This window comes from Nocardia sp. NPDC019219 (assembly GCF_040632645.1).
In the GTDB taxonomy this organism is placed as follows: Bacteria; Actinomycetota; Actinomycetes; order Mycobacteriales; family Mycobacteriaceae; genus Nocardia; species Nocardia sputorum.
On sequence record NZ_JBEYCG010000004.1, the window covers coordinates 72,932 to 86,569 of the forward strand.

Sequence of the window (13,638 nt, forward strand, 5' to 3'; positions counted from 1 at the left end):
AACGCCGCCGTCCCCGGGGCGGATTCCCGCGTCAGCGAGGCGCGGCGGAGCGGGGCCGGTCGCCTCGAGGCGGGGGCTCGGGAGCGGCGCGGGGATCCGACCGCCGACCGCGGCTGCCCCGGCTCGAGCGCGAGGTATTGGCTGGCGGTCGTGTCCAGGGAACATGTCCGGCGCGGTGTAGAGCTAGGCATCGCCCAGGCCAACCATGGCAAGCGCGCGGCGGTGGAACGTATGCGGCCGGGCGACGGATTGGTCTACTACTCGGCGCGGGAGGGCATGCGCGCGGGAGCGCCGGTGCGCTCGTTCACCGCGATCGGCACCATCGACGACCGTCCGGCCTGGCAGGCCGACCCGCAGGACGGCGGTTGCTTCCAGCCCTGGCGTCGCGGGGTGAGCTACCGAGCCGGCGCGCGCGAGATTCCGATCGAGGCGCTGCGCGAGGCCCTGGAATTCACCAGCGCGCCGAACTGGGGAATGATCCTGCGCCGCGGCCTGATAGAACTCAGCCCGCACGACTACACGCTGATCGCGCGGGCGATGACGGACGAGTGAGGGAGGCCGATGCACGAAGTGGGGGACGGAATGCTGCGCTCCAGATTCCGCACAGCCGAGGAAAGCCCCGGCCTGCTGCTGTGGCAGGTGACCAATCGCTGGCAGGCCGCGCAGCGGGCGGCGCTCGCCCCTTTCGACCTGACCCACGTGCAATTCGTGCTGCTGGCTTCGCTCACCTATCTCGCGGCGGGCCGCACGGATCCGGTCCGGCAACGTGACCTGGCCGACTACGCCGCCACCGACCCGATGATGACCTCCCAGGTACTGCGCGCGCTGGCGCAGAAGAAATTGATCGAACGCCGCGACCACCCGACCGATCGCCGGGCCAAGGCCCTGGTTGCCACCGAAGCCGGCGTCGCGCTGGTCAACCGGGCCATCGTCGCGGTCGAGGCGTGTGACGCGAAGTTCTTCGGCCCGCTCGACGATCGGACGAGCGCCTTCGTGCGTTCCCTACGGTTGCTGCGCGACCGCTGATCCGTCCGTGCCCGCTAAGTCCCGACCGTTCGTGCTCCCCGCGCGCGAGGGACCGCGGATCCCGAGTGATCGGCGCATCGGCAAGCGCGACCCCGCGACCCCGTGCGCGGGTCGGTGCGAATTCTCGGCAGAACACGCCATCCTGGAAGCCTCTGATGGGGCACGCGCAACAAGTCGAGCACACACGAGGCGATACGGCGGCGAGCCGACCGCGAGGTCGCGAAGGCGCCGCCGTGCGTGTCGGTGGGCGCTGTCATGATGGACCGCGTGCCCGCTCTCGACCTCGCAGACCTCGATCCCGAGCAGGCCGCCGCCGTGCGCGCCCCGCGCGGTCCGGTGTGCGTGCTCGCGGGCGCGGGTACCGGCAAGACCAGGACCATCACCTATCGCATCGCGCATCTGATCGCGCAGGGGCAGGTCAAGGCGGACCAGGTGCTCGCGGTGACGTTCACCGCGCGGGCGGCGGGGGAGTTGCGCACCCGGCTACGGGCACTCGGCCTCGGCGGCGAAGCGACCCAGGTGCAGGCACGGACGTTCCACGCGGCGGCGTTGCGGCAGCTGAAGTATTTCTGGCCGCAGATCGTCGGTGACGTGCCTTGGCGGCTGATCGACGCCAAGTTCCCGATCGTCGCGCAGGCGGCGCACCGGGCCGGGCTGTCCACGGCCACCGACAGCGTCCGCGACCTGCTGAGCGAAATCGAGTGGGCGAAGGGCTCGCTCATCGCGCCGGAGGACTACGTGGCGGCGGTCGCGAAGCAGCGGCGCGAGACACCCTATGAGGCATTGCGTGTCGCCGATGTCTACGCGGGTTACGAGAAGCTCAAGGCGACGCCGGACGGGTTGCTGCTGGATTTCGACGACCTGCTGCTGCATACGGCGGCCGCCTTGGAGGACTACCCGGCCGTGGCCGACGAGTTCCGCGGCCGCTACCGCAGCTTCGTCGTCGACGAGTATCAGGACGTCACGCCGCTGCAACAGCGCGTGCTCGACGCGTGGCTCGGCGACCGCGACGACCTGACCGTCGTCGGCGACGCCAACCAGACGATCTATTCGTTCACCGGCGCCACGCCGAGCTATCTGCTCGACTTCTCCCGTCGCTTCCCCGAGGCCACGGTGGTCCGTCTGGAACGCGACTATCGCTCGACCCCGCAGGTGGTGTCGCTGGCCAATCGGGTGATCGGAGCGGCGCGCGGGCGCATCGCGGGTACCAGGCTGCAATTGATCGGCCAGCGAGCCGACGGACCGGAGCCGGTTTTCGCCGAATACGACGACGTGCCCGCAGAGGCCGCGGCAGTGGCGGAGGCGATCGGCCGGCTCATCCAGGCGGGCACACCGGCCGCCGAGATCGCCGTGCTCTATCGGATCAACGCGCAGTCGGAGAGTTACGAGCAGGCGCTCACCGAACGTGGCATTCCCTACCAGGTGCGCGGCGGCGAGGGCTTCTTCGCGCGTGCCGAGGTGAGGCAGGCCGTGCAGGCGTTGCGGCAGGCCGCGTCCCGCGACGATCTGCCCGACCAGTCGCGCAGCGGCAGTGCCCTGGTCACCCTGGTTCGCGCGGTGCTCGCCCCGCTCGGTCTCACCGCCACCGAGCCCGCGGGCGCCCAGGCGCGCGAACGCTGGGCCTCGCTGGTGGCGCTGGTGCGGCTGACCGAGGAGCTGGTCGGCCACGACGACCGGCTCGACCTGCCCGGGCTGCTGCGCGAGCTCGCGACCCGCGCCGAGGCGAGGCATCCACCCACCGTGCAGGGGGTCACGCTGGCCTCGCTGCACGCCGCCAAGGGCCTGGAGTGGGACGCGGTGTTTCTCGTCGGCCTCTCCGACGGCACCATGCCGATCGCGCACGTCCTCGCCGACGACGGCTCGGTCGCCGACGCGGCGGCGCTCGAGGAGGAACGGCGGCTGCTCTACGTAGGAGTCACCAGGGCGCGCGAACATCTGCGGCTGTCCTGGGCGCTGGCCAGGAACGAAGGCGGTAGGCGCACCCGGCGCCGTTCCCGGTTCCTCAGCGGCCTCGTCCCCGACGATTCGCCCGCGTCGCGGATCGCGGCCCCGCCGAAGGCCGCGAACGGCGTCCGCCCGACCTGCCGGGTCTGCGCGAAACCGCTGATCGGCACGTACGCGACCATGCTCGGGCGCTGCCGTCGCTGCCCGGCCGAACTGGACGCCGAATTGCTTGCGGCACTGCGTGATTGGCGTGCGGAGAAGGCGGAGGCGCTGCGGGTCCGCGAATTCGTCGTGTTCACCGACACCACGCTCACCGCGATCGCCGAACAACTGCCCGCCGACGACGCCGCCTTGGCCGCGATCGCGGGCATCGGCGCGAAGAAGATCGACCAGTTCGGCGCCGACGTACTGGCCATCGTCGCGTCCCGGATTCGATCCACATCACAAAACCGCAGGTAGAAAATAGGTTGTCGCGCTCGACGATCTTGCCTATGGTGGATTCCACGCACCGGGAGGGCATCTCGGCGCGCACAGTTACCGACACACAACGAGTACAGGAGGGAGGCAGAGCAGTGGACAACATCATGAACTTCGGCGCCAGTGGCGTTGCGGTCTATGCGCCCATGGCGGCCTCCCGGGGGATCCTCGCCTTGCAGGGGATCGGTCTGTCCGGAATCGGTGCGTTCGGCACGTGCGTCTCGCAAGCGAATTCCGCTGCGATGCACACCTCTGTCCGTACCCGGATTCAGGGCAAGCCCAGCGCGGGCTGGCACCCGACGGCTGCCGAGGCAGCAGTCGGTGTCTTCGCGGATGAAGCCGGCTTCGAGCCGGCGGATCCGCGGGCAGCACGCCTCCGCACCGCACACCCAGCGACCGTGAACAGGACTCGACAGAGATGTCGACCTAGGTAGGGAACTCCTCCCCGACCTCCTGGCCACGGATCGCACGACAGCGAAACCGTGGCCAGTATTCTCCGGCCCTTCAGCCGACCGGCACCGGTTTCGCCACAACACACGAACCGCTGCAAACGAGCTGAAGGAGAACGACGTGTTCACCGCACAGGGTTGGCCGCAGGCCACTACTGACGTGACATGCCGAACCGTGGCGTCGACTACTCGGACCCAGGAGATCGCCAAGGTCCTGCCCTGCCGTGCTGGAGATCCGGACCTCTGGTTCGCCGAGAGCCCGGTCCAGTTGGAGCAGGCCAAGGCGCTGTGCGCGACCTGCCCGATCCGCAAGGGCTGCCTGAGCGCCGCCATGGATCGTCGTGAGCCGTGGGGTGTTTGGGGCGGGGAGATCTTCGACCAGGGTGTCGTGATCGCCCGCAAGCGTCCCCGTGGTCGTCCGCGCAAGGTCGCGGTCCCGGCATGAGCCGGGGAGTGATTTCCCTCCCTCCGGTCGATGTGCTCGATTCGGTCGGTCCCGGCACGGGCCGAGCCAACGAACGAGAAAGCAGACCAGCCGCCCACCGTCGCCAGGTGGGCGGCTGCTCTGCGTTCCTCGTCGCGGTGGCACCATCGCGGCGTGGACGAGTGGTCGAAGCGACCGTGCTCAGTCGCGGATTTCGGAGGCTCGAAGTCGAGATTGCGTTCGAGGACGCGGCGCTACAAAGACCGCCGCGACGCCGTGAGCTTCTGCTCGGTCCCTCGAGTGTCTGAGGAGGCGTCGAACTGCTCGGGGTTGGTCGGCCCCTCAGTCGCCGGACGCTTCCGACCGGCCGACATGTGCCGGGCCGCGCTCAAGCGGAATTGCGCTCCTCGCGGAAGCCGGGCATCCAGGTGCGGACGAGTTGCATGAACGGCAGCTCGGCGTCGAGTTGCGCCAGGATGCCTACGGAGCCGCCGAGCACGCGGAAGATCATCACGTACTCGGCCGGAAGTTGCAGTGCCCGTGCGGTTTTCATTTCCGGGCTGGACAACTCCGAAGCCTTGCCCGCCACCCGCTGCATCCATCTGCGGGTGAAGTGGAACGAGTCGGTCTGGATCGGGTCGGTGAACGGCCGCAGGTAGTCGGCGATCTCCTGGTGGGTGACCACCCGGCCGGGGATCACCCAGCCGTGGTCGTACAGCAGTTCGGTGAGTTCGGCGAAGCGCTCCTCGACTGCGAGGGCCAGCATCCGGCCCAACACCGGCGGAAAGCCGTCGGGCATCGGCGCGCAGGCGCCGAAATCGATCACCGCGAGCCTGCCGTCGGGCAGCATCATGAAATTGCCCGGGTGTGGGTCGGCATGCAGGAGCCCGATGACCTCGGGGGACGAGAAGTGGAACCGGCCCATCAGTCCCGCGACACGGTTGCGCAGCGCGAGGGTGCCCGCGGGATCCTCGGCGCCCTGCTTGATGATCGAGGAGACGGCGACACCGTCCAGCCATTCGGTGACGATCACCTTCGGCGCGCTCGCCACCACCTTCGGCACCACGATCTCGCCGTGCCCGTCGAAGCCCTTGGCGAAGGCGCGCTGGTTGGCCGCTTCGTTGCGGTAGTCCAACTCTTCCTCGGTGCGTTCGGTGATCTCGGCGAGGATCGGCTTGACGTCCGCCCCGGGGATCACGGACGCGACCAGACCGGACATCCGGGACAACGTTTTGAGGTCCGCGCGCAGCGCCTCGTCGGCGCCGGGGTACTGCACCTTCACCGCGACGGTGCGCCCGTCCGACCACACCGCCCGGTGCACCTGCCCGATGCTGGCCGACGCCGCCGGGCTGTCGTCGAACTCGCGGAAGCGGGTACGCCATTGGGTGCCGAGCTGCTGGTCGAGCACCCGGTGGACGGTGGCGGCCGGCATCGGCGGCGCGGCGGCCTGCAGTTTGGTGAGTGCCTCCCGGTAGTGCTCGCCGAACTCCTCCGGTACCGCGGCCTCCATCACGCTGAGTGCCTGCCCGAACTTCATCGCGCCGCCCTTCAGCTCACCCAGGACCGTGAACAGCTGCTCGGCGGCCTTCTGATTGAGCTGCGCGTTGATCTCGGACTTGTCGCCTCCGGCGAGCTTCTTGCCGAACCCCACGGCCGCCCGACCGGCGATGCCGAGCGGAATCTTGGCCAACTTGGCGTTACGGGACGAGCGACGGCGCACGATCTCAGACACGTACCCATCATGGCGGACAGACCGGCCGATCGGCCATCGCAATCTTGATCACGGTCGGCTTCCGAGGCTGTGTCCTGCGGAAACGTGCACACACGCGCATGTGGGATGGCGGTCCCACTCGCGCCGATCGAGGACGTGTGAATCCAGATCCAGTTCCAGCGTGGCGTCCAACGTAGCCGGAGCGCGTCGCGGCGAGCAGTCGATGATCGCCTCCAACTCGCTCAGCGCGACGGCCGCGGTCGCCGCGATCCCGGCGGGGGACGCGTGTCCGACGCGGCCCAGCAGCTGCGCCGCCAGATGCGGCCATTCGGCGTCGTTCTGCGCGCGGATCAGGTCCGCGCAGCGCAGGCAGCTGGTGACGCCGGGGAGTACCAAGGGCCCGATGACGCCCTTGTTGTCGCGGATGCGCAGTTGCAGGTGCGGGATCCGGTGCAGCACCAGATCGCTCACCAGCCGTGGATCGGGCATCAGTGTGTCGGCGAGCACCACGAGGTCCGCTCCCCAGGACCGTACCGTGGCCGTGCCGGAGGGGTAGTCGCGAGAACGGCTCGGCCGCAAGCCGAGCGCGCGCAACCCGGCCGACACCGCGTCCGACAGCGGACCGAGCCCGTGCACCCGCACCGCCCGCACCTGCGCGGCGCGATCCTCTGGATGGTCCAGCAGGCCGGCTTCGTCGACCAGCGTGAGCAATGCCACGGCGCGTTCGGCCTCGATCCCGCATTCGCCGGCTCGCCAGACGATCTGCGGCTTGGTACGCAGACCGTCGAGCAGGCGCAGGAACGTGACGACGGTCTCGGCGTCCATGCCTTCCGGATCGAGCACCACCGCGGTTTCCGGATCGCACCCGAGTTGCACGACACCACTCGGGCGGACCAGCACGGTCACCCTCGGCCGCAATCGCGGACCGCGACACATCGTTGTCATGTCATCAGTATGCGGACCGCGTGGCGGCCGACCTACACCGAAACCCGTAGTTATCCACAGGGTTTCGCTTCATCCACAGTGTGGATCAGGACGATGCGCCGCCCTCTTCGCCCAGGTCGGTGCCGCCGTCGTCGTCCTTGCGTTCGCGCGCGGCCTGCTCGCGGGCCTCGGTTTCGGCTAGTTGCGCGAGCGGATCGTCGAACACGGCCGCGCCGCCGCCGATCACCGAGTCGATGAAGCCCGCGGGGGAGTCCAGATCGTCGGAATCCGGCAGGAGGTCCGGGTGCGCCCACACGCGGTCGCGCGCGGTCATGCCCGCGTCGTCGGTGAGCCTGCGCCACAACGCGGCCGCCTCACGCAGCTTGCGCGGACGCAATTCCAGGCCGACCAGCGTCGCGAAGGTCTGCTCCGCGGGGCCGCCGGTGGCCCGCCGCCTGCGCAGCGTCTCGGCCAGCGCGCCCGCGCCGGGCAACCGATCGCCGACGGCGTCGGCCACCACTACCTGCACCCAGCCCTCGATGAGCGCCAGCAGCGTCTCCAGGCGTTCCAGCGCCTGCTTCTGCTCGGGTGTGGTCTGCGGCTCGAAGGTGCCCTGCGCCAGGATCTCCTCGAGCTTCGCGGGATCGGTCAGCGACATCGGGTCGATGCCCTGCGCGGCCTGCTCCATCGCGGAGAAGTCCATCCGGATGCCGCGCGCGTAGTCCTCGACCGCGCCGAGCACCTGCTGGCGCAGCCACGGCACGTGCGCGAACAGGCGCTGGTGAGCGGCTTCTCGCGCGGCGAGGAAGACCAGGATCTCGCTCTCCGGCTGTTCCAGCCCCGCGCTGAATTCCGAGATCGCCGCGGGCAGCAGCGCCGCGGTGCCGGTGGGCCCGAGCGGGAGGCCGATGTCGGTGGAGGTCAGCACCTCTTTGGCGAGTTGCCCGAGCGCCTGGCCGAGCTGCGAACCGAACGCCAGACCGCCCATCTGGCCCAGCATGCCGACCATCGGCGCGGCGAACTGCCTGGCCTCCTCCGGCAGCGCCGCGGTCCACATCCCCGAGATCTGCTCGGCGACCGGGTCGCACAGGCGCTGCCAGGTGGACAGAGTCTGCTCGATCCAATCGTTGGCGGTCCACGCCACGGTCTTGCCTGCACCGGCGGGGAGGGTGGTCGCGCTGTCGAGCCAGAGTTCGGCGAGGTGCGCGGCGTCGGCCACGGCGCTCGCGGCGCCCGCGGTCACCGGGGCGACGGCCGAGCCGAGCTGTTGACGGGCCAGCCGCTTGGCGACGTCGTAGTTCACCGGCCCGGCCTGCGCGGAGCCCGGCTGACCCATGCCGCTGAGCATCTGGCCGAGCGAGGTCAGCATCTGCCCGAGCTGCGCCGGGTCGAATCCGCCCGCGCCGGACCCACCGATACCGAACCCGAACGGATCGTTCGGGCCGGGACCGCTCGGCTCGTCACCGCGCTTGCGATCGTCGTCGTCGCGGTTCGAGAATCCGAAGGGGAGGTCGTTCATGCCCTTCACGTTACGCGCGTAGCACAGCGTCCCCGTGTTCGCGCGGCGCGAAACCGGTGGCGGCGCGCCCGGGTGAAATGACCGCCTCCGGTGCCTCGCGCCGCCGGTTGTCATTACTGTGGTCCGGGTGAATCGTCGGATCCTCACCCTGGTCGCCGCTCTGATCCCGGTGCTCGTGCTCGGTGTCGCCGGCAGTGTGCTGACTGTGCCGTACGTCGCACTCGGTCCCGGGCCCACCTTCAACACCCTCGGCCAAGTGGACGGCAAGGAAGTCGTCGACGTCCGGGGCACCGAGGTCGATCCGACCACGGGCCATCTCAACATGACCACGGTGTCGGTGCGGGACGGGCTGAGCATCTTCGAGGCGTTCGGCTTCTGGGCCAGCGGCAAGCACGGCCTGGTGCCGCGCTCGGAGGTCTACCCGCCGGGCGTGTCCCGCGAGGAGATCGACAAGTCCAACCAGGAGGACTTCAAGGACTCCGAGGGCAACGCCGAGGTCGCCGCCCTGCACTACCTGAACCTGCCCACGGTCGTGCTGCTGCGCAAGGTGGCCGACGACGGGCCCGCCCATGACGCGCTGCGTGCCGGTGACGAACTGGTCAGCATCAACGGCACCCCGGTCGCGACGCCCAAGGACGTCGTCACCGCGGTCGGGGCCCAGGCGCCCGGCAGCACGCTGACCGTGGTGTACCGGCGCGACAACGCCGAGCAGACCGCGACGATCGTCCTCGGCGCCCGCCCCGGCGACCCGGCCAAGGGCTACCTCGGCGTGACGCCGGGCGAGGGCGCCCGCCCGCCGATGCAGGTGGCCTTCAACCTCGCCGACATCGGAGGACCCTCGGCGGGCCTGATGTTCAGCCTGGCCCTGATCGACAAGCTCACCCCCGGCGAGCTGGACAGCGGCAAATTCGTGGCGGGCACCGGGACCATTGATCAGGACGGCAAGGTCGGCCCGATCGGCGGCATCCAGTACAAGATGATGGCCGCGCGGGAGGCCGGTGCGGAGACCTTCCTGGTTCCCGCCGCCAACTGCAACGAAGCCAAGCAGCGGACCCCGGACGGCCTGCGGCTGGTGCGCGTCGAGAACCTCACCGGCGCCGTGCAGTCGCTCAATGAGATCAGCGCGGGCAAGGAGCCGGTCAGCTGCGGCTGATGCGGCACCGTGCGGTCGGTGACCCGCTCCAGGCGCTCGGGGCGACCGGGTAGTCACCCGCAAGAGTGTGGGCCGCACCGCAGGTGCAGGTCGCGCGCACTCGCCCGGCGCAGCCGGTGCCGCGGCGCGCCCGACCGGCACCGGGCAGTAGTTCACTCGAGCGTATGGTGCAGCGCCTCGACCAGATTCGGTGCCAGGTTGGGGTAGGTGCGCAGGTCGAGATCGCCGAAATCGTCGGCGTCGTCCTCGGGGCGCAGCTGCAACAGGCACAGCGACGCGCCGTCGCGCAGCACGGCGGCGAACAACCGGGCCTCCCGGCGCTCCGGGTGCGCTTCGGCGGCGGCGCGCGCGGCCGCGTCGGCCGCGTCATGGTCGGCCAGCAACGGGGCGAGCGCGTCGTCGAGCGTCGATTCGGCGTCCGGCGGCAGCACCACGATCTCCTGCACCAGCACGCAACCCCGGACCGCGGGCGGCCAGCTGGTGGTGGCCAGGAATTCGTCCAACGCGATCGAGCCGCCGGTGATGTCGTCCGGGAAAGCCTCCTGGGCGACCGGCGTCAGCTCGTCGCCGCCGTCGAGCTGGTCCTCCAGTTCCGGCTGCGCCGCGACCAGGTCCGCGGTCGGCACCAGGGCGAACATCTGCGGGGGACGGCCCCACCCCTCGGCGTCGACGAATTCCGCCACCTCCCGGACGGATCGGGCAAGGACGAGTTCGGCGTGCAGGTCTGGGGTCACGCGAATATCCAATCAAACCGCCCGCCGGAGCCGCCGGAAACCCGGACGATCGGTTCCCCGGCGCGGCAAGCGCAACCCTGCCAGCTGGATGGTGTCCGATTTCCGTAGAGTGGGCCGGGACGGTCCGGAAGGACCACCCGCAACATCGGACTGCGACGCATCGGCCGGGCGTATCGGTGCGAGCGTCGCCGGACCTTGGAGAGTGGCATCGTGGGCATGCGGCCCCCCACCGGCTTACCTTCGCTGTCCCGACGCAGCCGTGTGCTGCTGGTGGCGGCCATCGTCCTCGCGGCGTTGCTGCTGCTCGGGCCGCGGCTGACGGACACCTACACGAATTGGCTGTGGTTCGGCGAGGTCGGCTTCCGCAACGTGTACCTCACGGTGTTGCGGACCCGGGTCCTGCTATTCCTGGCCGTGGCGGCCTTCGTCGGGCTGGTGGTCTGGCTGGCGCTGCTGCTGGCCTACCGGTCCAGGCCGGTGTTCGTGCCGGTGGCGGGCCCGAACGATCCCATCGCGCGCTACCGCACCACGGTGATGAGCAGGCTGCGGCTGTTCGGCGTCGGCATCCCGGTGCTGCTCGGCCTCCTGTCGGGTCTGGTGGCGCAGTCGAACTGGGTGACGGTGCAGCTGTTCCTCAACGGCGGATCGTTCGGCGAGAAGGACCCGGAATTCGGCCTCGACGTCGGGTTCTACGCCTTCGACCTGCCCTTCTACCGCATGGTGCTGAACTGGCTGTTCGTCGCGGTGGTCATCGCGTTCTTCGCCAGCCTGGTCACCCACTACGTCTTCGGCGGGCTGCGCCTGACCGGCCGCGAGGGCACGCTCACCCGCGCCGCGCGGATCCAGCTGGCGCTGCTGGCCGGAACCTTCGTGCTGCTCAAGGCGATCGCGTACTGGTTCGACCGATACGAACTGCTCTCCAGCAGCCGGAAGGAACCCACCTTCACCGGCGGTTCGTTCACCGACATCAACGCGGTGCTGCCCGCCAAGCTCATCCTGCTGTCCATCGCGGTGATCTGCGCGCTGGCCTTCTTCGCCGGCATCGTGCTGCGCGATCTGCGGGTGCCCGCGATGGCCGCCGCGCTGCTGGTGCTGTCCTCGATCCTGGTCGGCGCGGTGTGGCCGCTGGTGGTCGAACAGTTCTCCGTGCGGCCCAACGCCGCGGACAAGGAGAGCGAGTACATCGAACGCAACATCGCCGCCACCAGGCAGGCGTTCGGCATCACCAACGACCGGATCGATTACAAGGACTACAAGGGCGAGAGCAGCAAGAGCCCGCTCGAGGTACCGGTGGACGCCGCGACCATCGGCAACGCCAGGCTGCTGGACCCGAACATCCTCTCGCCCACCTTCACGCAGCTGCGCCAGCTGAAGAACTTCTACGGCTTCCCGGAGTCGCTGGACATCGACCGCTACAACCTCGACGGTGACGTGCAGGACTACATCGTCGCCGCCCGGGAGCTCTCGCCCGCGGCGCTGAGCGGCAACCAGACCGACTGGATCAACCGGCACACCGTGTACACCCACGGCAACGGCTTCGTCGCCGCTCCCGCCAACCGGGTGAACAAGCCGCCGTCGGACGATCCGAACGCCGCGGGCGGCAGCGGCGACGGCGGTTACCCGATCTTCATGGTGAGCGACCTGTTCACGCCCGCGGACAAGCAGCGGATCAAGGTGGACCAGCCGCGGGTGTATTTCGGGGAGCTGATCTCGCAGGCCAACCCGGACTACGCGATCGTCGGCGCGACGGACGGCCAGCGTCCGCGCGAATACGACTCGGACGTCGCGCAATACACCTACACCGGCAAGGGCGGCGTGCCGATCGGCAACTGGTTCAACCGCCTCGCCTTCGCGGCCAAGTACGCCGAGCGCAACATCCTGTTCTCCTCCGCCATCGCCGAGGACTCGAAGATCATCTTCAACCGCAGCCCGCGCGAACGGGTGCAGAAGGTCGCGCCATGGCTGACCACCGACGGGAACGCCTATCCCGCGGTTGTCGACGGGCGGATCGTCTGGATCGTGGACGCCTACACCACACTGGACAACTACCCGTACGCGCAGACCACCTCGCTGGAGGGCGCGCTGGAGGACAGCATCGACAAGAAGACCGGGCGGTTGCTGCCGCGCAAGGAGGTCAGCTACATCCGCAACTCGGTGAAAGCGACGGTCGACGCGTACGACGGCAGCGTCACGCTCTACGAGGTGGACTCGTCGGACCCGGTGCTGAAGGCCTGGCGCGGAGTGTTCCCGGGCGCGGTGAAGCCGGAGAGCGAGATCTCGCCGGAACTGCGGGCGCACTTCCGCTACCCGGAGGATCTGTTCAAGGTGCAGCGCGAGATGCTGTCGAAGTATCACGTGGACGATCCCCGAGAGTTCTTCACCAACAACGCCTTCTGGTCGGTGCCCGCCGATCCGACCACCGAGGGCGGCACCACCGCCAACCAGCCGCCGTATTACGTGCTGCTCGGCGACCCGAAAACCAACAAGCCGACGTTCAATTTGACCAGCGCGATGACCGGCTACAACCGGCCTTATCTCGCCGCCTATATCTCGGTGCGCTCCGACCCGGACGGGTACGGCAAATTCACGATTCTCCGATTGCCCACGGACACACAGACATTGGGTCCGCAGCAGACGCAGAACCGGATGACGACCTCGCCGGATGTGTCACGCGAGAAGACGCTGCTGTCGAATTCGAACAAAATCAAATATGGCAATCTGCTGACCTTGCCGGTCGCCGACGGCGGCATTCTCTACGTGGAGCCGTTCTACAACGAACGCAACACCGGGCCGAACACGGCGACCTTCCCGCAGCTGCTGCGGGTGCTGGTGAGCTATCGGGACGAGGCGGGCAACGTCAAGGTGGGCTACGCCTCGACCTTGACGGACGCGCTGAACCAGGTCATCCCGGGCGCGGGCACGCTGGCGACACCGTTCGGCGGTGACTCGGGCACCAGGCCGAAGCCGGGCACCGCTCCGGCGCCCGCCGAGGGCAACAACGGGACCGGCGCCGCGTCGACCCCGCCGCCCGCGTCGGTGCCGCCGCCCGCGCCGGGATCGTCCTCGGCCAAGGACGCCGCGGCGGCCGAGCTCAACCGCAAGATCGAGAACGTGCGAAACGCCATGCGCAGCGGGAACTTCCAGGACTTCGGCCGGGCGCTGGACGAGCTGGAAGCCGCCGTCAAGGCGTATCAGGACGCGGGTCGCTGACCGGCGACACCGGTCGGAGAGGCACTGATACGAAAGACGCCGCCATCGTGCCGATGGCGGCGTCTTC

10 protein-coding genes are annotated in these 13,638 nt (G+C 69.3%); 6 read left to right on the forward strand and 4 right to left on the reverse strand.

All coding sequences use genetic code 11. The features are described 5' to 3' along the window. The first annotated feature begins 141 nt into the window (after positions 1 to 141). The 4 genes from ABZ552_RS09740 (at position 142) to ABZ552_RS09755 (ending at position 4,341) form a co-directional block, all read left to right on the forward strand. Positions 142 to 552: an EVE domain-containing protein gene (locus tag ABZ552_RS09740; RefSeq protein ID WP_357436807.1), complete on the forward strand. Its 411-nt coding sequence runs from the start codon at positions 142 to 144 to the stop codon at positions 550 to 552. 9 nt (positions 553 to 561) lie between these two features. Then, the gene (locus tag ABZ552_RS09745) at positions 562 to 1,026 is read left to right on the forward strand and encodes a MarR family transcriptional regulator (protein WP_281917485.1); all 465 of its coding nucleotides are present in this window, start codon (positions 562 to 564) and stop codon (positions 1,024 to 1,026) included. 255 nt (positions 1,027 to 1,281) lie between these two features. Continuing rightward, a complete protein-coding gene (locus ABZ552_RS09750; RefSeq protein ID WP_281919512.1) occupies positions 1,282 to 3,429 on the forward strand; it encodes an ATP-dependent DNA helicase UvrD2 in 2,148 nt (715 codons plus the stop codon). A gap of 627 nt (positions 3,430 to 4,056) precedes the next feature. Further along, the gene (locus ABZ552_RS09755) at positions 4,057 to 4,341 is read left to right on the forward strand and encodes a WhiB family transcriptional regulator (protein WP_281880792.1); all 285 of its coding nucleotides are present in this window, start codon (positions 4,057 to 4,059) and stop codon (positions 4,339 to 4,341) included. Positions 4,342 to 4,708: 367 nt separating this feature from the next. On the opposite strand, the gene ABZ552_RS09760 is transcribed toward ABZ552_RS09755, so the two are convergent. The 3 genes from ABZ552_RS09760 to ABZ552_RS09770 form a co-directional block, all read right to left on the reverse strand. Continuing rightward, on the reverse strand, positions 4,709 to 6,052 hold the full coding sequence (locus tag ABZ552_RS09760; protein ID WP_281917486.1) for an AarF/UbiB family protein: 1,344 nt from the start codon (positions 6,050 to 6,052) through the stop codon (positions 4,709 to 4,711). Between the two features lie 48 nt (positions 6,053 to 6,100). Further along, on the reverse strand, positions 6,101 to 6,976 hold the full coding sequence (locus ABZ552_RS09765; protein WP_357436420.1) for a hypothetical protein: 876 nt from the start codon (positions 6,974 to 6,976) through the stop codon (positions 6,101 to 6,103). 85 nt (positions 6,977 to 7,061) lie between these two features. After that, positions 7,062 to 8,474: a zinc-dependent metalloprotease gene (locus tag ABZ552_RS09770; RefSeq protein WP_281878018.1), complete on the reverse strand. Its 1,413-nt coding sequence runs from the start codon at positions 8,472 to 8,474 to the stop codon at positions 7,062 to 7,064. A 127-nt stretch (positions 8,475 to 8,601) separates the two neighbouring features. On the opposite strand from ABZ552_RS09770, the gene ABZ552_RS09775 reads away from it, so the two are divergent. Then, positions 8,602 to 9,627: a PDZ domain-containing protein gene (locus ABZ552_RS09775; RefSeq protein WP_281878019.1), complete on the forward strand. Its 1,026-nt coding sequence runs from the start codon at positions 8,602 to 8,604 to the stop codon at positions 9,625 to 9,627. 152 nt (positions 9,628 to 9,779) lie between these two features. Here the strand turns inward: ABZ552_RS09775 and ABZ552_RS09780 are convergent, their stop codons facing one another. Next, on the reverse strand, positions 9,780 to 10,361 hold the full coding sequence (locus ABZ552_RS09780) for a PPA1309 family protein (protein ID WP_281878021.1): 582 nt from the start codon (positions 10,359 to 10,361) through the stop codon (positions 9,780 to 9,782). A gap of 210 nt (positions 10,362 to 10,571) precedes the next feature. Between ABZ552_RS09780 and ABZ552_RS09785 the strand changes: the two genes are divergently transcribed. Continuing rightward, the gene (locus ABZ552_RS09785) at positions 10,572 to 13,571 is read left to right on the forward strand and encodes a UPF0182 family protein (protein ID WP_281878022.1); all 3,000 of its coding nucleotides are present in this window, start codon (positions 10,572 to 10,574) and stop codon (positions 13,569 to 13,571) included. The last annotated feature ends 67 nt before the right edge of the window (positions 13,572 to 13,638 follow it).